The following is an 18314-nucleotide window of genomic DNA, read 5'->3' on the forward strand; positions in this document are numbered from 1 at the left end:
GAGCAACCCACCAAATAGCCAGCCCCTCATGCGATTGGACAGACGCGTACAACACAGCTGTGTCTGATTGACCGTACAAGGACAAGCAAACGGGGAGGTGGCACCAGACCTCTAACGATACGGACATAATTGGTCAGTTGCTGACAAAAAGCAGATCAGATGCAGGGCTTCGTCACTCGAGCACACATCAGCGGTAGGACGTCACGCATCCACTCTGGACGACCTTAAATCCCGTACTCATCCCGATATGCCTCGACCGCAGGCAAGTGGCGCTTGAGCTGTTCATCCTGTCCCAGGAATTCCAGCACCTGAGCGAGGGAAACGATGCTCACCACAGGCATGCCGTAATCCTGCTCCACTTCCTGAATCGCGGATAGTTGCCCTTGGCCCCGCTCCTGGCGATTCAGAGCAATCAGCACACCGGCCGCTTCAGCACCCTGGGCCTGGATGATCTGCATGACTTCACGAATTGCGGTTCCGGCGGTGATCACGTCATCGACGATCAACACGCGACCGCCGAGGGGCGCGCCGACCAGCGTTCCGCCTTCACCATGATCCTTGGCTTCCTTGCGGTTGAAGCACCACGGCAGGTCACGCTGGTGATGCTCGGCCAACGAAATGGCCGTCGCCGCAGCCAGCGGAATGCCCTTGTAGGCCGGTCCGAAAATCACATCGAAATCGATGCCGCTGTCGACAACCGCCGCTGCGTAAAAACGCCCCAACTGAGCGAGCGCAGATCCGCTGTTGAACAGCCCGGCATTGAAAAAGTACGGGCTGGTGCGCCCAGACTTCAGAGTGAACTCACCGAAGCGCAAAACCCCGCGTTCGATGGCGAAGCGAATGAACTCGCGCTGGTACGCCTGCATGAAGGATATTCCCGGAAAACACTGATTTAGCTAATTGCGAAGAGCTTGGGTTATCATACACGCACGTGTTTTTAGGGGCCATTTATGCGGATCATCAGCGTCAACGTGAATGGCATTCAAGCGGCGGCGCAGCGGGGTTTGCTCAGCTGGTTGCAAGCGCAGAATGCCGATGTCATCTGCCTGCAGGATACCCGCGCCTCCGTAGTAGAACTCGACGATCCGGCCTATCAGCTCGACGGCTATTTTCTATATACCGTTGACGCCGAAATTCCGGAGCAAGGTGGCGTTGCGCTGTATTCCAGGCTGCAGCCCAAGGCTGTCATCATGGGGCTCGGGTTCGAGACAGCCGACCGCTACGGCCGTTACCTGCAAGCGGACTTCGATAAGGTCAGCATCGCCACGCTTCTGCTGCCAACCGGCCGGGGCGGGGATGAAGACCTGAACCAGAAATTCAAGTTCATGGACGATTTCGCTCACTACCTCGACAAGCAGCGCCGCAAGCGTCGCGAATACATCTATTGCGGCTCGCTGTATGTGGCGCACCAGAAACTGGACGTGAAGAACTGGCGCGACTGTCAGCAGGCCACGGGGTTCCTGGCGCCGGAACGCGCATGGCTCGATGAAATTTTCGGAAACATGGGCTACATCGATGCATTGCGTGAGGTCACCCGCGAAGGCGACCTTTACAGTTGGTGGCCCGATACCGAACAGGCCCAGATGCTCAATCTGGGGTGGCGTTTCGACTATCAGATCCTCACCTCCGGCATGCGCCGCTTCGTCCGCAATGCCCGCCTGCCGCGTCAGCCACGCTTCTCCCAGCACGCACCGCTGGTCGTCGATTACGACTGGACGCTCAGCCTCTGAGTTGTCCGCTGGAGAACACGCCCGGCTCGGGTGCGTTCTCTCTGGCCGACCCGCTGGACGCTATTTGACGATCCGCCAACAGAAGGGATACCGATAAGGCTTACCCTCGTTGGCGCGGATCCCGGCTATCACCACCAGCACCAACGCCACCACACTGATCAGCGCCATCAACGGAAAGCCGATCAGAATCCAGGCAAGTACTCCGCAGATCATCAGCAATATGCTGAAGGTGATCTGGAAGTTCAGCGCTTCCTTGCCCTGCTCATCGACAAAGGGATCCATCTCTTTCTTTAGCTGCCAGACGATCAAAGGCCCCAGCACGTTGCCGATCATCGGCACAAGAAACCAGAAGAACGCTGAGTAATGACAGAACATGGCCCACTGCCGCGCTTGTGCAGAGGGCTGCGGAACCAATTCCTGGCCAGACATGACGTTCTCCTCTTCTCTTTCTAGTCGGCCAGCGCAGCAGCCTGCAGAGCAAACAGCTCCTGCATACCGCTTTGCGCCAAGGCCAACATGGCATTCAGTTCTTCAGGTTGGAAAGGCGCGCCTTCTGCAGTGCCCTGTACCTCGATGAAGCCGCCAACGTTGGTCATCACCACGTTGAGGTCCGTTTCGGCCGCCGAGTCTTCGAGGTAATCGAGGTCAAGTACCGGCTCGCCCTGGTAGATGCCCACCGACACCGCAGCCACCATCTGTTTGAGCGGGTCGCCACCCTTAAGCCCACCACGCTTTTTCAGTAGTTTCAACGCGTCGACCAGCGCAACCATCGCGCCCGTGATAGAAGCAGTACGCGTCCCGCCATCCGCCTGAATCACGTCGCAGTCGATATAGATGGTGTTCTCGCCAAGCTTGCTCATGTCAAGCGACGCTCGAAGCGAGCGACCGATGAGCCGCTGGATTTCCAGGGTGCGTCCGCCCTGCTTACCCCGACTGGCCTCACGTTGGTTACGATCTCCAGTGGCTCGCGGCAACATGCCGTATTCAGCCGTAAGCCAGCCCTGCCCCTGCCCCTTGAGGAACCGTGGAACGCCGTTCTCGATGCTGGCGGTGCAGATCACCTTGGTGTCGCCGAACTCCACCAGCACCGATCCTTCGGCGTGCTTGGTGTAGTTGCGAGTAATGCGGATCGAACGCAGCTGGTCGGCGGCACGGCCACTGGGACGCTTCATGAGGCATATCCTGAGTCTTGATGAGTGACGGCCATTATAGAGGCCTTACCCACCGTAAGGGCCATCGTCACGCCATTCAGAGCGCAACCGCCCGACAACGAGGGTTACTGAGGTTGAACAGACGGGCCTCGGCGGATCAGGCACCGACGTCACTGACCGCGTTTTCCTTTACAATCCTCCGCCTTTCGTCACCGCACCGGGAGGTCCCCATGATTTACAGCATGACCGCTTTCGCCCGCGCCGAGCAGGCCAGCGAACACGGCACCCTCAGCTGGGAGATCCGCTCGGTCAACCATCGGTATCTCGAACCGCACCTGCGCCTACCCGAGGCCTTTCGCGATCTGGAAGGCTCAGTTCGGGAGGCATTGCGCAAGGGGCTCTCGCGCGGCAAGGTTGAATGCACACTGCGCTTCGCTGAAGATGCCGCTGGGCGCTCGATGCAGGTCGATCAAGAGCGAGCTCGCCAGCTAATCAGTGCGGCGGAGAACGTCGCGGCATTGATCAAACAGCCTGCACCACTCAATCCACTTGAGATCCTCGCTTGGCCGGGTGTACTGGTAGGCGACTCGGCTGACCCGCAGGCACTCAATAGCGCCGCTCTGGCGCTGTTCCATAAGGCGCTCGAACAGATGAAGGCCGGCCGCTTGCGCGAGGGCGAAGAACTTGCGCGCCTGATCAACGAGCGCCTAGACGCCATCGGCACCGAGACCGCCACGCTTCGCAGCCAGGTGCCGCAGATGCTCGCTGCGCAGCGCCAGAAGCTGCTCGATCGCTGCGCTGAAATGCGCGTCGAGCTTGAGCCTCAGCGCCTTGAGCAGGAACTTGTCATGCTGGCGCAGAAAAGCGACGTAGCCGAAGAGCTCGATCGGCTCGGCACTCATGTCACCGAAGTGCGCCGCGTTTTGAAGGCCGGTGGGGCTGCCGGCCGGCGCCTGGATTTCCTCATGCAGGAACTCAACCGTGAGGCCAACACCCTCGGCTCCAAGGCATTCGACACGCGCAGCACTCAAGCAGCGGTCAATCTCAAGGTACTGATCGAGCAGATGCGCGAGCAGGTCCAGAACATCGAATAGTCACTGAGCCTGGCCTAACTTAACGGGTCAGGAGCGCCAGTTCCTAAGTCAGCAATCCGCAAAGAGAATCAAATGGCAGCCTCCACCGGTACGCTCTATATCGTTTCCGCGCCTTCCGGGGCCGGTAAGACCAGCCTGGTCAAGGCCCTGCTCGATGCACAGCCGCAGGTTCGGGTTTCGGTTTCACACACGACCCGACCGATGCGTCCAGGCGAGATGGATGGAGTGAACTATCACTTCGTCAGCCGTGAAGAGTTTCTGGAACGACACAAGCACAACGAATTCCTGGAGCACGCCGAAGTTTTCGGCAATCTTTACGGCACGTCGCAACGCTGGGTCGAACAGACACTGGATGAAGGGTATGACCTTATTCTGGAAATCGACTGGCAGGGCGCACAACAGGTTCGTCGCCTGATGCCACAGGCAAAATCGATCTTCATCCTTCCGCCCACGCAGGAAGCGCTGCGCCAACGCCTGACCAACCGCGGACAGGACAGTGACGAGATCATTGAAAAGCGCATGCGAGAAGCCGTCAGCGAGATGACCCACTACGTCGAGTACGACTATCTGGTGATCAACGACGACTTCGCCCATGCGTTGATCGACCTGCAAGCGATCTTCCGTGCCAATCAGCTTCTGCAGGCCCCTCAGCAGCAACGCTTCAGCAGCTTGCTCCAGGAGCTGTTGGCCTGAGATCACTGATGCCATAGCTGACCGAGCCGCCGCTAGGGATGTCTCTGGTCCGCTAATAGGTGTTTACAGTGGAGGGAAACGTTTTACCGCTTCCCTAATGGCTGGTGATTTTTTAGACTATCCCGTCCGCTCGCCCATTCGGGCATGCTTTACCGCTATTGATGAGGAACACCATGGCCCGCGTTACCGTTGAAGACTGTCTGGACAACGTAGATAACCGCTTCGAGCTGGTCATGCTCGCCACCAAGCGTTCTCGCCAGCTGGCCACCGGCGGCAAAGAGCCCAAGGTAGCCTGGGAAAATGACAAGCCGACGGTTGTGGCTCTGCGTGAAATCGCGTCCGGCCTGGTGGATTACGACGTCATCGCCCAAGACGACATCGTCGACGACGAGCCGCTGTTCGTTCAGTACGAGGAAGAGCCCAACGAGGCCCTCTGATTAAATGCCAGGTCGAAGTCGAACCGCAAAGATAGCGCCCCGCCGGCAAGGAGCAATGCCTTGCCAGCCATAGATGCTCTTGCCGATCGCCTGTCGACCTACCTCGGCGCTGACCAGGTCAACCTGGTGCGCCGTGCCTATTTCTACGCCGAGCAGGCCCATGATGGCCAGCGTCGACGCAGCGGTGAAGCGTACGTCACCCACCCCCTCGCAGTAGCCAACATCCTCGCCGACATGCACATGGACCATCAGAGCTTGATGGCTGCGATGCTGCATGACGTCATCGAGGACACCGGGATCGCCAAGGAGGCGCTGACTGCGCAGTTCGGCGAAACGGTAGCCGAATTGGTGGACGGCGTCAGCAAGCTCACCCAGATGAAGTTCGAAACCAAGGCCGAAGCCCAGGCCGAGAACTTCCAGAAAATGGCCATGGCCATGGCGCGTGATATCCGCGTCATCCTGGTCAAGCTCGCGGATCGCCTGCATAACATGCGCACCCTTGAGGTGCTGGCTGGCGAGAAACGCCGACGCATCGCCAAGGAAACCCTGGAGATCTACGCCCCTATCGCCAACCGGCTGGGGATGCATGCCATGCGCGTGGAGTTCGAGGACCTGGGTTTCAAGGCCATGCACCCGATGCGTTCGGAGCGCATCCGAGCGGCCGTTCGTCGCGCACGAGGCAACCGCAACGAGATCGTCGAGAAGATCGAGCAATCGCTCATCCATTGCCTTGAACGCGACGGCTTGAAAGGCGAAGTCGTCGGCCGGGAAAAGCATCTATTCAGCATCTATAACAAAATGCGCGGCAAGCGAAAGGCGTTCAACGAGATCATGGATGTCTATGCCTTCCGCATTGTCGTCGACAAAGTCGATACCTGTTATCGCGTGCTCGGCGCGGTACACAGCCTCTACAAGCCTCTCCCCGGCCGCTTCAAAGATTACATTGCGATTCCCAAAGCGAACGGCTATCAGTCATTGCACACGACGCTGTTCGGCATGCACGGCGTGCCCATCGAAATCCAGATCCGCACCCGTGAGATGGAAGAGATGGCCAACAACGGTATCGCCGCGCATTGGCTTTACAAGTCAAACGGGGAAGAGACACCAAAGGGCACTCATGCGCGCGCACGCCAGTGGGTCAAGGGCGTGCTGGAACTGCAAGAGCGAGCCGGCAACCCCCTGGAATTCATCGAGAGCGTGAAGATCGACCTGTTCCCCGACGAGGTCTACGTCTTCACGCCCAAGGGCAGCATCATGGAGCTGCCCAAAGGATCGACCGCGGTGGACTTCGCTTACGCGGTACACACCGATGTCGGTAATACCTGCATTGCCTGCCGAGTCAATCGGCGCCTGGCGCCGTTGTCGCAGGCGCTGGAAAGCGGATGCACCGTCGAGATCGTCACTGCGCCGGGTGCTCGGCCGAACCCGGCCTGGCTGAACTTCGTCGTAACCGGCAAGGCGCGGACGCATATCCGCCATGCTCTGAAGCTGCAGCGTCGGTCGGAATCGATCAACCTCGGTGAGCGCTTGCTGAACAAGGCATTGACCGGGTTCGAAACCAGCATGGAAAGCATCTCTCCGGAGCGAATCCGCACGGTCCTCAACGAGTACCACATGGAGGTCATCGAAGACCTGCTCGAGGATATCGGGCTAGGCAACCGCATGGCCTACGTCATCGCCCGTCGATTGGTTGCCAGCGAAGGCGAACAGGCACCGAGTGCCGAGGGCCCGCTGGCTATCCGTGGCACCGAAGGCCTGGTGCTGAACTACGCCAAGTGCTGCACGCCGATTCCTGGGGACCCGATCGTTGGTCACCTGTCCGCTGGAAAAGGCATGGTGGTTCATCTCGATACCTGCCGGAACATCGCGGACGTTCGGCACAACCCGGACAAGTGCATTCAGCTGTCCTGGTCCAAAGACGTCACCGGCGAGTTCAATGTCGAACTCAGGGTGGAACTGGAGCACCAACGCGGCCTGATCGCCCTGCTGGCCGGCAGCGTCAATGCGGCCGACGGCAATATCGAAAAAATTGGCATGGACGAGCGCGACGGCCGTATCAGTGTGGTCCAACTGGTTGTCAGCGTTCATGACCGGGTCCACCTGGCCCGAGTCATCAAGAAGCTCCGTGCGATAAAGGGCGTCATGCGCATCACGCGGATGAAAGCCTAACATCATCGGCAGTGCGCACGGGGCTTTTGCCCACTCGCTTCAGCCCGTATCCTCTGGGGCCGCACTCTTCTATCGGAGCACCCCATGAGCAAGACCGTGATCCACAGCGACAACGCACCTGCCGCCATCGGTACCTACTCCCAAGCGATCAGGACCGGCAATACCGTTTACATGTCAGGGCAGATTCCGCTGAACCCAAAGACAATGGAGCTGGTGGAAGGCTTCGAAGCCCAAACCGTGCAGGTCTTCGAAAACCTCAAGGCCGTCGCTGAAGCCGCTGGCGGATCGCTGAAAGATATCGTCAAACTGAACATCTACCTGACCGATCTCGGCAATTTCGCCACGGTGAACGAGGTCATGAGCCGTTACTTCCAGCAGCCCTACCCCGCCCGTGCAGCCATCGGCATCGCTGCGCTGCCGAAAGCCGCTCAAGTCGAGATGGACGCCGTTCTGGTACTCGAATAATACCGCCAGCCGGTCGGCCGGTTGCAGGGAGCGCGACTGATGACTTTACCCGGCCGTCTGGCACCGCACGTGCTGCTCGCCTGTATCGGGCTGGTGGCAGCATGCGCGCTCTATCTCGCCGAGCCGATGCTGTTGCAGACACTGCGCAACAGCCTGTTCGACCAGTATCAACGCTGGCAACCACGTCCCGCACCGGCAGAAACGAAAGTGCTGGTGCTGGACATCGACGAAGACAGCCTGGCGCGTCTTGGCCAGTGGCCCTGGCCCCGGGACCAGATGGCGCAGCTGCTGGACCGATTGCAGGAGGCCGGTGCGGCCGTTGTGGTATTCGACGTGCTGTTCGCAGAACCAGACCGCAGCTCCCCGATGCAGCTGAGCGAACGTCTGCCGGTCGAACTCTCAGCACAGCTGAGCCAGCTGCCTGATCACGACCAGCTGTTCGCCAATGCACTGCAGCGCCAGCCCAGCGTTCTTGGCTTCGCCGCAACGCGATCACCGACCCGTTCCGCACCCATGAGCCGCTTCGCCGTGCAGCTGCAGGCCGATGCGGGTAACCCTGCCTTTCCTGTCTACGCTGGCACCGCCACAGCATTGCCGGAACTTGCATCCGCTGCGGCAGGCGCGGGTGCGATGACCTTCCAACCGGACGGGGACGGCGTGGTCAGGCGCGTGCCACTGATGATCAGGGTGGGTGAGCATCTGTTGCCCTCGCTTTCAGCCGAAGCGATTCGCGTTTTCCTGAACCAGAACCTTTACCGTGTCAGTGCCGATGCGCGGGGTGACGTAGCGAGCGTCGGCATAGGCCCTGTCGCTCTGCCGACCAATCGCCGCGGTGAGTTATGGGTGCACTATCGTGAGGACATGGATGAGCAGAGCCTGTCGGCATGGCAGCTGTTCGAAGCAGCTCGACCAGATGCCCGACTCAAGGGCTCGATCGTACTGGTCGGCAGCTCGGCGCAAGGGCTACAGGACCTCCGCTTCAGCCCGCTTGGCGGTATGGTTCCAGGTGTGCAGGTGCATGCGCAGGCCATCGAACAAGCCTTATTCGGCACGCCGCTGCAACGCCCCTATTGGGCCAGCGCAATCGAGGCGCTGACGCTGCTCCTGGCGGCGATACTGCTTTGCGGCATAACGCTTACTACCGGAGCGCTGACGGGGGCCCTGGTGTCCGCTGGACTGTTGCTCACGCTGAACATCACCGCCTGGTGGGCCTATTCACGCCACGGTTTGCTGTTTGATGCGCTCAGCCCGAGCCTGGGCTTGGCTATCGCCTATCTGGGCGCCAGCATTGCCCGCCATCGCGCCAGCGAACAGCAGCAGCGATGGATCCGCGATGCGTTCTCTCGCTATATTTCACCAAACCTTGTCGAGCATCTGGTGCGCCATCCCGAGCAGTTGCGCCTGGGTGGCGAACGGCGTTGCTGCAGCTTTGTCTTCACCGACCTGACGGATTCGACCAGGCTAATGGAGGGGCAACCACCGGAGCGCGTGGTGAGCATGCTCAACGAATACCTGGAGGGTATCGTTCAGATTGCCTTTCGCCACCAGGGAACGCTCGAACGCATCATGGGCGATGGTATGGCAATTCTTTTTTCCGCACCGCTGGCACAGCCCGACCATCAGCAACGCGCGCTCGCCTGCGCATTGGAGATCCGCCGATTCACTCGACAGCATGCCGCCGCCCAGCAAGCCGTCGGGATTGCTCTAGGCCGGACCCGCATCGGCGTACACAGCGGTGACGTGGTGGTCGGTAATTTTGGCGGCTCGACACTGTTCGATTACCGTGCGCTAGGGGATGCGGTGAATGTCGCGGCCCGGGTGGAAGGCGTGAACCGCTACCTGGGCACCGAATTGTGCGTGTCGGAGGCCATTCGCGAATCGAACCCCGAAGCGCCGATGCGACCGGTCGGCAACGTGCTTCTCAAGGGCAAGGAGCAGCCGCTCCGCCTTTATGAGCCTTGCGAAACGCAGCCGGACCCTCTTTACGAGGCGGCACACAGGCTTATATCGGACGGAAGCGAAGATGCGCTCGACGCATTCAAGAGGCTGCATGCTCAACGACCCGAGGATGCCTTGGTGCGTTACCAGCTTGAGCGCTTACGCAGCGGCCAACGCGGTGACGTCATCGTGATGACGGAGAAGTGATCGTTTTTAACGGACGCTGATTTCGACCCGGCGGTTGCGCGGCTCAGAGACGCCGTCTGGCGTCTTGACCAGGAGATTGCGCTGACCGTGTGACGAGACGTCGAGATCGATCACGTCGATACGACGTTTTCGCAACATATCAGCCACAGCCCTGGCGCGGATCAACCCCAGCTGCTCGTTCCAGCGCGCCCCACTAAGTGTGTCGGTATGACCGATGACCGAGACCGCGGAAGGGCCGCGCTGACGGATCGTTTCGAATATCTCCTCGATCGCCCGCTCCGATTCCTCGGTGAGTTCTGCGCTACCGATCTGAAAATACAGCAGGAAGACTTGAGGCAGCGTCGGCTGTGCGGCCAGGGCGGCCGAAAAATCCCGCGCGATGCGCTGGTCACCTACCTCAAACGGCCCGGAGCCGAAGCCCCGTGAACCGATCACAGCACCCTGATGTTTGCGATCAAGGCGCGTCTCACCTTGTGCGTCCTCGATCACCACGGCCCCGGTGGTGCCATCAGGACTTTCCAACAGCACGACATAGTTGCCCGTCGCGCATCCCGTCATCAGCAAAGCCAAACACAACAGCGTGAACAGTTTCTGTAGCATTCGCCTCACTCGCTAACTTTCACCAAAAAATGCGTACCGCGAACGCCAATGGTGCCGGTCGGGGTCTTAAGCTCGACAGCCTCGGGCTTGAGCTTGGCAATCACACCGGATATGAAATTCAGCGTGCCTTTGCTGATACGCGCGCTCAGCTTCAACTCTTCCTGGGCCGGCTCGAACTGGTATTCGTCCAATATGAACTCGCTATTGGGCCCGAAGGACATTACCGTGTTGTCACTCAGCGTAACGCCCATCGAGCCTTCCGAGCCTGTGCGTAACGTCGTACCGATGATAACGGCCTGGCCGACTCGTGCATCGATTGTCTGTCCGCGACTGGTGACGGTTGCCTCCCCCTGCACTTTCATGATGTAGCCTATTGGCTCGCTTACTTCATCGGCGGCGACCCACCCGGAGGCGGTCAATAGGCCAAGGACGAGCACTGTCCGGGCAAATTTCGATAACACGTCCGTTTTGCTGACCATGATCAAGGTACTCTCCATAGCTGGCCAATGGCCTTCAAATCAATGCGGAAGCGGCCCAAGGCTCCGGTCGCTCGATGCTTTTTTGGCATTTCCGTCAAGTAATCGCCGCAGGATGCAGTATGACCTCTAGCAAATACAAGCTCAGCTACGAGACCTGGGCCTCAGCGCTAGTCACCTTGTTCGTTCTCGTGCCCACCGTACCGGTACTGATGCTGGTCGGCTTCGACTCGTTCGACCTGCGCGGCGTGCTGCTTACAGAACTGCTGTTGATGTTTTTCTGCCTACCGCTGCTGATCGTCAGCCTGAACGCGTTGCGCCACTCCTTCGGCATCCTGGCGGAAGACATGCAGCGGCTGCGCAACCTTGATTTCAGCACCGGCAAACCCTCTGGCTCGCTGATCCGCGAACTGGACGATCTTCATAGACAGCACGACGCCATGCGGCGATCGCTGCAGGCGCAGAACAATGCCCTTCAACGGGCGCAGGAAAAATTGGCGAGCCTGGTCGAAAACGGCATGCTGCTTTCCTCCGAGCGCGACAAGCATCGCCTGCTGCAACACATCCTCATGCAAGGCAAGCGCATCTGTAATGCTGACGCCGCCACGCTGTATCTGATGACTGACCATGACAGTCTGCGCTTCACCCTACGCTCGAAGGCCGACCAGCTGCCGGCGTTCGAGCTTCCCTTGCACGACCCCGACAGCGGCGCACCCAACGAGCGGCACGTGTCAACCTATGTCGCCCTGCGCAAGGAAACCGTGATCATCGACGACGTCTACAGCGAGACGCGCTTCGACCTCTCCGGGACCCGCCGATTCGATTTGGAATCCGGCTATCGCACGGTCTCGATGCTCTGCGTACCGTTGGTAGCACACGGTGGCGAGGTGCTCGGCGTTCTGCAGTTCATGAACGCTACGAACCCCGGCAGCGGCGAGGTCATCAGCTTCAGCAGGCAGAATCTCCGCTTTGTCGAGGCACTGGCATCCCAGTCGGCCGTCGCGCTGGAGAATCACAACCTGATCGACTCGCAATCCGCACTGATCGACGCGATGATTGAAATTCTGGCCGGGGCAATCGACGCCAAGAGCGCCTATACCGGTGGGCATTGCGCTCGCGTCCCTGAGCTCGCATTGATGCTGGCCGAACAGGCCAGTGCAACATCAGAAGGGCCGCTGGCGGACTTCCGCTTCGAAACCGAAGATCAGTGGCGGGAGTTTCGCATCGGCGCCTGGCTGCACGACTGCGGCAAAATCACCACACCTGAGCATATCGTTGACAAGGCGACCAAGCTGGAAACGGTCTACAACCGTATCCACGAGATTCGTATGCGCTTCGAGGTGCTGCTACGCGACGCGATGATCGAGCGTCTCCAAGCCCTGGCTGCCGGTGAACCGCCAGGCGCCGTCGAGGCTCGCCACGCCGCTCAGGTAGCACGGCTGCAAGAAGAATTCGCCTTCGTGGCAGAGTGCAACATCGGTGGCGAGCTGATGGCGCCGGAGCGGATCGAGCGTTTGCAGCACATCGCCGAACGACGCTGGACGCGTCACTTCGATGATCGGTTAGGCATTTCTCATGAAGAGGCGACACGTCTGGAAGGCTTCCCGGCCAGGCCGCTGCCGGCGTCTGAGAAACTGTTGGCGGACAAGCCCGAACACCTGATGCCGCGTGCCGAGACCAGGGCACTGGATCCCAAGTACGGCTTCAGGATGAGCGTGCCCGAGCATCAGTTCAATTTTGGCGAACTCTACAACCTGAGCGTCAGCCGTGGCACCCTGACCGCCGAAGAGCGGTTCAAGGTCAACGAGCACATCGTGCAGACCATCGTGATGCTGGAGAACCTGCCCTTCCCGAAAAATCTCCAGCGCGTACCGGAATACGCCGGCACCCATCATGAAACCTTGCTGGGCACCGGATACCCACGGCAGCTGGGCCCCGATCAGCTATCGATACCCGCGCGGATCATGGCAATTGCCGACATCTTCGAGGCACTGACCGCCTGCGACCGCCCGTATAAAAAGGCCAAGCCCTTGAGCGAATCGATCCGCATCCTGGCGAGGCTGCGCGACCGCGGCCACATCGACCCGGACCTCTTTGCACTGTTTCTTTCGTCCGGGCTGCACCAGCGCTACGGCGAGCGCCATCTCAAACCCGAGCAACTGGATCAGTGCGACGTCAGCGAATTTGTCAATAAGGCAGCAGCGGTGGAGACTTGAAGATCAGGCCGCATCGCAGATCAGCTGGCGACCCGGCTGTCCCATATCTCGGTGTCCTCTAGCTGGCAGGTATCGACGTAGCGAGGCATGCCACCGATCTCCTCCAGCTCTGTCATGCCAGCGAGCTGGCTAACGATGCGGTAGCGTTTGCCTGCGGATTTGTCTTGCAACGGGTAGAGCGCAGCAATCTGCTGTGCCAATTCGGTCAGGGTGGACATGGTGCGGATACTGCTCTGGGTGCGAAAAGGCAGCCTATTTACTATGTATCCCTCATAATTGCGCGACACAGGCGACGCCTAGCAGGCCGCTCATCGGATCGATGGTTTCAAGCATGTTTGGCAGCCTGCGCCCCGCCTGCAGCTCGCAACGCTGAGAACTCACGCCGCGACCGTCGCCGAGCGGTGTAACGGCGGACGCTGCCCCGAGACTGGCTGATGCGCGGTGCCCTTCGTATAGACGAAGGGCGTCGAGGGAGCCGCGCTGCGTAGCCGCCATGACGCCAGCCCATTCGGTCCACGCGTCAAACGCCATTTGGCTTCCCTCCCGGGACGGCGAACACCATCTACCGCTTCGGTTCCACGACCAAAGGGTCATTCGTCGTAAACCGCCTTGCCATTCGTCGCGTTGCGCCTTGGATGGTGGTACTTGCCGTATTCTCGCCGGCTATCGGCGCACCAGAACCCGATTTGCAGTCCGGCATATAAATCGCATCCAACACGCCCGTACTGTGCTGCGCCATCATGTTGGCGCTGCGGGGCCTGCCCCGCGAACAACTGTGGTCCGCCTTCCGGCGGTTGATTGTCGAAACATCGGGCTTCCCGATTGGATGTGAAATGAAAACACCACGTCTGCTGCAAGGTCGCCGCGGCCCTGTGCTCTCCGTTTTCCTGTTGTTGCTGGTCGCCGCTTGCGTTGCGTTCTGGCAGTTGAAGCCAGCCGTACCGGCAACACCCGCGACTGGCGCTGCAGCCAGCATGCTCGAAGCCTTGCAGGAATCTACTGACCCCTGGCAAGCCAATCGCCGTGACCTGTCCGTGCTGATGGGCGACTTGCGTGGCGCTACCATTGCCAGCGCCGCGCTGGGCAAAGATGCGGTCTACATCAGCCTGCACGACGGGCTGCACTATTGGATACCCGACCAGTCCGGTCGCGTTGCCCAGCTCTTGCTTGATCAGTACGCCGGCAGCGAAGGTCAGCTATTTCCGCTGACCCTGTTCGAGACGGACGCCGAGGCGCCCTGGTACAAGAGCGTGCTGCCCTACGCGCCGTTCATTCTGCTGCTGGTCGGCGCTCTGACCTACCTGGCGATCAAGAGTCAGGCGTTCCAGGTGCATCGCAAAGGCAGCGGTATCAGCTTTGCCGATGTGATCGGTGCGAGCGAAGCCAAGCAGGCGCTAAGTGACGTCACCGCCTACCTGCGCGATCCGGCCGCCTACACCGCACTGGGCGCCCGCCCGCCAAAGGGTGTGCTGCTCACCGGCGAGCCCGGTACCGGCAAGACTCAGCTCGCCAAGGCGCTGGCTACCGAGTCCAACGCCAGCTTCATTCAAGTGACCGGCAGCGATTTCTCGTCGATGTATTTCGGCGTCGGCATCCAGAAGGTCAAATCGCTGTTTCGTACAGCGCGTCGTCAGGCACCGTGCATCATCTTCATCGATGAGATTGACGGCATCGGCAAGCGTGCCGAGCAGCAGCGCTCCAGCGATGCCGAAAGCAACCGGATCATCAACCAGTTCCTGGCCGAAATGGACGGATTCGATGGTGCCAGTGGCGTGCTGGTGTTGGGTGCGACCAACTTCCCGAACTCGCTGGATCCGGCGCTGGTCCGCGAAGGCCGCTTCGACCGCTCCATCGCCGTCGGACTGCCGGGTCTGAACGACCGCGAGGCGCTGTTCCGCCTGTACGCCGCCAAGATTCGCGCCGAACAGGATCTGGACTATGCGCAGCTGGCGCGCAACACCGTCGGCCTTACACCCGCCGCCATCGCCTATATCGTTAACCATGCCGCCCTGCTCGCTGCGCGTGGCACCGCGAAGACTGTAACCATGGCGCACTTCGTCGACGCCGTGGAAACCTGCCGCATCGGCGAACAGCCGTCGGGTGTGACGCCCATGTCGCCCACTGACCGCAAGCGCATCGCCGTACACGAGGCCGGCCACGCCCTTGTCGCCGCCGCGCTGAAAACGGGTCGCGTAGAAAAAGTCACCATCCTTCCGCGCGGTCAGGCATTGGGCGTAACACTGGTAACGCCGGTGGAAGACAAGCGCCTGCACATGGAATCCGAACTGCGCAACCGCATCCAGATGCTATTGGCTGGCCGCGGCGCTGAGCAGTTGTACTTCCACGAAGTGTCCTCCGGTGCCGGTCAGGACTTGCAGGAAGCCTCGAAGATCGCCCTGTCGATGGTTGGCGCGCTGGGAATGGGCCCGAGCGGTTCTCTGCTCAGCCTGCAGGCAGTACGCGACGCGCATATCGAGTTCGATTCGGGTGAGTCGATTCGTGCGGCCGACAACCTGCTCAAGCAACTCGACCGTGAGTGCATGATGCTGCTGCAGCGGCTCAAGCCGGCACTCGACGAAATTGCCGAGAAGCTACTTGCCGAGGAAACCGTGCCGGGTGAAGAGGTTCTCGCCGCGATCGAGCGCCTGCCAGAGCATCATCACGAAGCCAGCGTCAGTTCGATCATCGGCCACGCCATGAGCACCATAGACCGCGTAGCTGCCAGTGCCATGGAAAGCACGGAATTGTTCGAACTGGCGCCCCTTGAGCAACCGGAAGACGACGGCCCGGGCATGCCCTGATACGGTCCCAAGCAAAACGGCGGAGGTCGCGTTAACGACGCGCAACCTCAGCCGTTTCCGTTTCACCGATCCGCCCCTGGACGACCGACAGCCCTACGGCGCTGCCGCGCGCTGTACGCCTCAGGAATCGTTAATCGAGAACCACCAGGTGGTTGGGTAATTCGTTGCGCTCATGAGTCGCCGGAACGTGCTGCTTGAGCAACGATCCGCACGATTCGATACAGCCAAGAAAACCTTCCAGCACCCGGCCGTTACGAACGTCGGCGGTAAAGGTTTCGACGATTGATTCCCAGGCGCTGTTGTCGATGCGGCTGGAAATGCCCCGATCAACCATAATCTCCACGTAACGCTCTGCTTCAGAGACAAAGATCAGCATGCCCGTTTCGCCACTGGTGTGATGCAGGTTTTGCTCGATGAATTGCCGCCGCGCCAGATTGCAGGCGCGCCAATGCCGTACAGAGCGAGGTATCAGCCGACTGGTCATGCTGGGGATACGGAAAATCACCGCCAGCACGATGAAGGTCAACCATTGCAACAGCAACAATTGCCAACCCGTCAGCCAGCCGGTGAAGAACAGCAGTGCGCCTGGTAGCAGTAGCGCGAGCAGGCTGGCCCATAGCAGCGGGATGTAGCGGTAATCGTCGGCCTGGCCAGCCAGAACCGTTACCAATTCGGCATCGGTGTCACGCTCGACACGGTTGATCGCATCGGCTACCTGCTTCAGTTCGCTTTCGGTCAATAGGGTCATGGGACGATCATCGTTGAAAGTTCTCATTGTGCGGCGCGGGTGAGCGCGCTTGATAAGCAAAGGGCTGTATAACCGGTAGAGCAACACCCCTCCCGGCCAGTTTTCCGGCCTTGCCAGAGCCTTGGTCGGTCACCAGCCACCGGAAGCGCCACCGCCACCAAAGCCGCCACCGCCACCACCAAAACCTCCGCCGCCGAACCCGCCACCGCCGCCACGGCCCATACCGCCCAATAACGCACCCAGCATCAGCGCACGTCCGGCACCACGGCCACCGCCGCGCCCACCACGGCCACCCCCGATTACAAAGATCGCGACCAGCATCAAGAAGAATCCAAGAATGCCGAGCCCGCCGGGCTCCTGCGCATGCATCGGCATGGCCGGCGCTCGGCTGGCAGTACGCAGAGGATCTCCACCCAGGACCTGGATGATCGCCGCGGTACCTTCAATGATCCCCTGGGCAAAATTTCCTTCACGGAACGCGGGCGTGATGATCCGGTTGATGATCACTGACGACTGCGCATCGGTAAGCCGTCCCTCGAGTCCATAACCGACCTCGATGCGCACGCGCCGATCATCACGGGCAACGATCAGCAAGGCGCCGTTGTCCTCTCCCTGCTGTCCGATTCCCCACTCGCGGCCGAGGGCTACACCGAACTCCTCGATGCTGCGGCCCTGCAAGTCAGGCACGGTCACGACGACAACCTGCTCGCTGCTGCCCTGTTCGTGGGCGGCCAGCATGCTGGTCAGCCGCGCTTCGGCCTGGGTGTCGAGCAGATCGGCACGGTCGACGACTCGGCCGGTCAGCGGTGGCAGCTCAAGCTCCTGCGCAACGAGGCCGCCCGCCCAGAACAGCAGCGCCAGAATCAGCGGCAACGTACGGGTCATTGAAACTGCACTTGCGGCGCCTGCTCCGCGTTCTCTGCCGTTGCCTCGAAGTTTTCACGGAGCGGCATGTCGCTGTACATCAGGCTATGCCAGATGCGACCGGGAAAGGTACGTATCTCGGTGTTGTAGCGTTCGACCGCCTGGATGAAATCCCGACGTGCGACTGCGATACGGTTTTCAGTGCCTTCAAGCTGCGACTGCAATGCCAGGAAGTTCTGGTTCGACTTCAGGTCTGGATAGCGCTCGGACACCGCCATCAGCCGGCTCAAGGCTCCGGTCAGCTGATTCTGCGCCTGTTGAAACTGTTGCAGCTTCTGTGGATCGTCGAGATCTTCAGCCGTCAGCTGGATGGAGGTGGCACGAGAGCGAGCCTCCATCACCGCAGTTAGGGTTTCCTGCTCCTGACGAGCGAAGCCTTTGACTGTCTCGACCAGGTTCGGGATGAGATCGGCACGCCGCTGGTACTGGTTTTCAACCTGCGACCAGGCCGATTTCACCTGCTCGTCGTATTGGGGAATATTGTTGATGCCACAACCGGCCAGCAGCCAGGACATGAACAGGACAACCGCAAGTTGCCAGGTGGATCTATAACGCTGCGTCTGCATGATTCGCTCATCCGCCGAAAATACATGGGTACTTTCATACGGATAGCCGAACGTCGGGAGAGTTCAGCCAACGTCAGTGGGCCGTCCCGTTTCGGTCGA

At 60.3% G+C, this 18314-nt stretch carries 18 protein-coding genes and 1 pseudogene; 9 read left to right on the forward strand and 10 right to left on the reverse strand.

Features of this window, described 5'->3' with window-relative positions; genetic code table 11:
- Positions 1 to 224: 224 nt before the first annotated feature.
- Positions 225 to 866 (reverse strand): orotate phosphoribosyltransferase, encoded by a 642-nt coding sequence (gene pyrE / locus JQR87_RS17815; protein WP_407294611.1) that lies wholly within the window; start codon positions 864 to 866, stop codon positions 225 to 227.
- A gap of 84 nt (positions 867 to 950) precedes the next feature.
- Here pyrE and JQR87_RS17820 point away from each other — a divergent pair, with 84 nt between their 5' ends.
- On the forward strand, positions 951 to 1730 hold the full coding sequence (locus JQR87_RS17820) for an exodeoxyribonuclease III (RefSeq protein WP_102837741.1): 780 nt from the start codon (positions 951 to 953) through the stop codon (positions 1728 to 1730).
- Positions 1731 to 1790: 60 nt separating this feature from the next.
- Here JQR87_RS17820 and JQR87_RS17825 read toward each other — a convergent pair whose 3' ends face one another.
- Complete coding sequence (locus tag JQR87_RS17825; protein ID WP_407294609.1) at positions 1791 to 2159, reverse strand: DUF4870 domain-containing protein; 369 nt, start codon at positions 2157 to 2159, stop codon at positions 1791 to 1793.
- Positions 2160 to 2179: 20 nt separating this feature from the next.
- A complete protein-coding gene (rph, locus tag JQR87_RS17830; RefSeq protein WP_407294607.1) occupies positions 2180 to 2902 on the reverse strand; it encodes a ribonuclease PH in 723 nt (240 codons plus the stop codon).
- Between the two features lie 209 nt (positions 2903 to 3111).
- On the opposite strand from rph, the gene JQR87_RS17835 reads away from it, so the two are divergent.
- The 6 genes from JQR87_RS17835 to JQR87_RS17860 all read left to right on the forward strand — a co-directional run bounded on the left by JQR87_RS17835 (position 3112) and on the right by JQR87_RS17860 (position 9884).
- Positions 3112 to 3975 carry a YicC/YloC family endoribonuclease gene (locus JQR87_RS17835; protein ID WP_407294605.1) on the forward strand — a complete coding sequence of 288 codons (864 nt, stop codon included), beginning with the start codon at positions 3112 to 3114 and terminating at the stop codon, positions 3973 to 3975.
- Between the two features lie 72 nt (positions 3976 to 4047).
- Positions 4048 to 4668, forward strand: coding sequence for a guanylate kinase (gene gmk / locus JQR87_RS17840; protein WP_407294603.1), 621 nt, complete (start codon positions 4048 to 4050; stop codon positions 4666 to 4668).
- Positions 4669 to 4841: 173 nt separating this feature from the next.
- A complete protein-coding gene (rpoZ, locus tag JQR87_RS17845) occupies positions 4842 to 5105 on the forward strand; it encodes a DNA-directed RNA polymerase subunit omega (RefSeq protein ID WP_021207191.1) in 264 nt (87 codons plus the stop codon).
- 60 nt (positions 5106 to 5165) lie between these two features.
- Complete coding sequence (gene spoT, locus JQR87_RS17850) at positions 5166 to 7274, forward strand: bifunctional GTP diphosphokinase/guanosine-3',5'-bis pyrophosphate 3'-pyrophosphohydrolase (protein WP_407294601.1); 2109 nt, start codon at positions 5166 to 5168, stop codon at positions 7272 to 7274.
- 84 nt (positions 7275 to 7358) lie between these two features.
- Positions 7359 to 7739, forward strand: a complete 381-nt coding sequence (locus tag JQR87_RS17855; RefSeq protein WP_407294599.1) for a RidA family protein — start codon at positions 7359 to 7361, stop codon at positions 7737 to 7739.
- 39 nt (positions 7740 to 7778) lie between these two features.
- Complete coding sequence (locus JQR87_RS17860; protein ID WP_407294598.1) at positions 7779 to 9884, forward strand: CHASE2 domain-containing protein; 2106 nt, start codon at positions 7779 to 7781, stop codon at positions 9882 to 9884.
- A 6-nt stretch (positions 9885 to 9890) separates the two neighbouring features.
- Here JQR87_RS17860 and JQR87_RS17865 read toward each other — a convergent pair whose 3' ends face one another.
- Together JQR87_RS17865 and JQR87_RS17870 are read right to left on the reverse strand one after the other, a co-directional pair.
- Positions 9891 to 10484, reverse strand: coding sequence for an OmpA family protein (locus tag JQR87_RS17865; RefSeq protein WP_407294596.1), 594 nt, complete (start codon positions 10482 to 10484; stop codon positions 9891 to 9893).
- Positions 10485 to 10558: 74 nt separating this feature from the next.
- Positions 10559 to 10981 (reverse strand): annotated as a pseudogene (locus JQR87_RS17870) (hypothetical protein); the annotation flags it as partial.
- Between the two features lie 101 nt (positions 10982 to 11082).
- On the opposite strand from JQR87_RS17870, the gene JQR87_RS17875 reads away from it, so the two are divergent.
- Positions 11083 to 13176 (forward strand): HD domain-containing phosphohydrolase, encoded by a 2094-nt coding sequence (locus tag JQR87_RS17875; protein WP_407294594.1) that lies wholly within the window; start codon positions 11083 to 11085, stop codon positions 13174 to 13176.
- Positions 13177 to 13196: 20 nt separating this feature from the next.
- On the opposite strand, the gene JQR87_RS17880 is transcribed toward JQR87_RS17875, so the two are convergent.
- Both JQR87_RS17880 and JQR87_RS17885 read right to left on the reverse strand, forming a co-directional pair.
- Positions 13197 to 13394 (reverse strand): hypothetical protein, encoded by a 198-nt coding sequence (locus JQR87_RS17880; RefSeq protein ID WP_407294593.1) that lies wholly within the window; start codon positions 13392 to 13394, stop codon positions 13197 to 13199.
- A 52-nt stretch (positions 13395 to 13446) separates the two neighbouring features.
- Complete coding sequence (locus JQR87_RS17885) at positions 13447 to 13707, reverse strand: hypothetical protein (RefSeq protein WP_407294592.1); 261 nt, start codon at positions 13705 to 13707, stop codon at positions 13447 to 13449.
- Between the two features lie 302 nt (positions 13708 to 14009).
- Here JQR87_RS17885 and JQR87_RS17890 point away from each other — a divergent pair, with 302 nt between their 5' ends.
- The gene (locus JQR87_RS17890; RefSeq protein ID WP_407294591.1) at positions 14010 to 15977 is read left to right on the forward strand and encodes an AAA family ATPase; all 1968 of its coding nucleotides are present in this window, start codon (positions 14010 to 14012) and stop codon (positions 15975 to 15977) included.
- A 130-nt stretch (positions 15978 to 16107) separates the two neighbouring features.
- Here the strand turns inward: JQR87_RS17890 and JQR87_RS17895 are convergent, their stop codons facing one another.
- From JQR87_RS17895 to JQR87_RS17905, 3 genes are all read right to left on the reverse strand, one after another.
- Positions 16108 to 16725 (reverse strand): TPM domain-containing protein, encoded by a 618-nt coding sequence (locus JQR87_RS17895; RefSeq protein ID WP_407294590.1) that lies wholly within the window; start codon positions 16723 to 16725, stop codon positions 16108 to 16110.
- A gap of 129 nt (positions 16726 to 16854) precedes the next feature.
- Positions 16855 to 17610 carry a TPM domain-containing protein gene (locus JQR87_RS17900; protein ID WP_407294588.1) on the reverse strand — a complete coding sequence of 252 codons (756 nt, stop codon included), beginning with the start codon at positions 17608 to 17610 and terminating at the stop codon, positions 16855 to 16857.
- Positions 17607 to 18215 carry a LemA family protein gene (locus tag JQR87_RS17905; RefSeq protein WP_407294586.1) on the reverse strand — a complete coding sequence of 203 codons (609 nt, stop codon included), beginning with the start codon at positions 18213 to 18215 and terminating at the stop codon, positions 17607 to 17609. Before JQR87_RS17905 ends, JQR87_RS17900 begins: the two co-directional genes overlap by 4 nt.
- Positions 18216 to 18314 lie beyond the last annotated feature (99 nt).

Source organism: Stutzerimonas stutzeri (genome assembly GCF_051028275.1).
Taxonomy (GTDB): domain Bacteria; phylum Pseudomonadota; class Gammaproteobacteria; order Pseudomonadales; family Pseudomonadaceae; genus Stutzerimonas; species Stutzerimonas stutzeri_AS.

Excerpts from the sequence above, each read along its gene's own strand:
- JQR87_RS17865 (WP_407294596.1), bottom strand. The coding sequence starts at position 10,484 with ATGCTACAGAAACTGTTCACGCTGTTGTGTTTGGCTTTGCTGATGACG.
- JQR87_RS17855 (WP_407294599.1), top strand. The coding sequence starts at position 7,359 with ATGAGCAAGACCGTGATCCACAGCGACAACGCACCTGCCGCCATCGGT.
- rph (WP_407294607.1), bottom strand. The coding sequence starts at position 2,902 with ATGAAGCGTCCCAGTGGCCGTGCCGCCGACCAGCTGCGTTCGATCCGC.
- pyrE (WP_407294611.1), bottom strand. The coding sequence starts at position 866 with ATGCAGGCGTACCAGCGCGAGTTCATTCGCTTCGCCATCGAACGCGGG.
- JQR87_RS17895 (WP_407294590.1), bottom strand. The coding sequence starts at position 16,725 with ATGACCCTATTGACCGAAAGCGAACTGAAGCAGGTAGCCGATGCGATC.
- JQR87_RS17885 (WP_407294592.1), bottom strand. The coding sequence starts at position 13,707 with ATGGCGTTTGACGCGTGGACCGAATGGGCTGGCGTCATGGCGGCTACG.
- JQR87_RS17860 (WP_407294598.1), top strand. The coding sequence starts at position 7,779 with ATGACTTTACCCGGCCGTCTGGCACCGCACGTGCTGCTCGCCTGTATC.
- JQR87_RS17900 (WP_407294588.1), bottom strand. The coding sequence starts at position 17,610 with ATGACCCGTACGTTGCCGCTGATTCTGGCGCTGCTGTTCTGGGCGGGC.
- rpoZ (WP_021207191.1), top strand. The coding sequence starts at position 4,842 with ATGGCCCGCGTTACCGTTGAAGACTGTCTGGACAACGTAGATAACCGC.
- gmk (WP_407294603.1), top strand. The coding sequence starts at position 4,048 with ATGGCAGCCTCCACCGGTACGCTCTATATCGTTTCCGCGCCTTCCGGG.
- JQR87_RS17875 (WP_407294594.1), top strand. The coding sequence starts at position 11,083 with ATGACCTCTAGCAAATACAAGCTCAGCTACGAGACCTGGGCCTCAGCG.
- JQR87_RS17880 (WP_407294593.1), bottom strand. The coding sequence starts at position 13,394 with ATGTCCACCCTGACCGAATTGGCACAGCAGATTGCTGCGCTCTACCCG.
- JQR87_RS17820 (WP_102837741.1), top strand. The coding sequence starts at position 951 with ATGCGGATCATCAGCGTCAACGTGAATGGCATTCAAGCGGCGGCGCAG.
- JQR87_RS17835 (WP_407294605.1), top strand. The coding sequence starts at position 3,112 with ATGATTTACAGCATGACCGCTTTCGCCCGCGCCGAGCAGGCCAGCGAA.
- JQR87_RS17905 (WP_407294586.1), bottom strand. The coding sequence starts at position 18,215 with ATGCAGACGCAGCGTTATAGATCCACCTGGCAACTTGCGGTTGTCCTG.
- JQR87_RS17825 (WP_407294609.1), bottom strand. The coding sequence starts at position 2,159 with ATGTCTGGCCAGGAATTGGTTCCGCAGCCCTCTGCACAAGCGCGGCAG.
- JQR87_RS17890 (WP_407294591.1), top strand. The coding sequence starts at position 14,010 with ATGAAAACACCACGTCTGCTGCAAGGTCGCCGCGGCCCTGTGCTCTCC.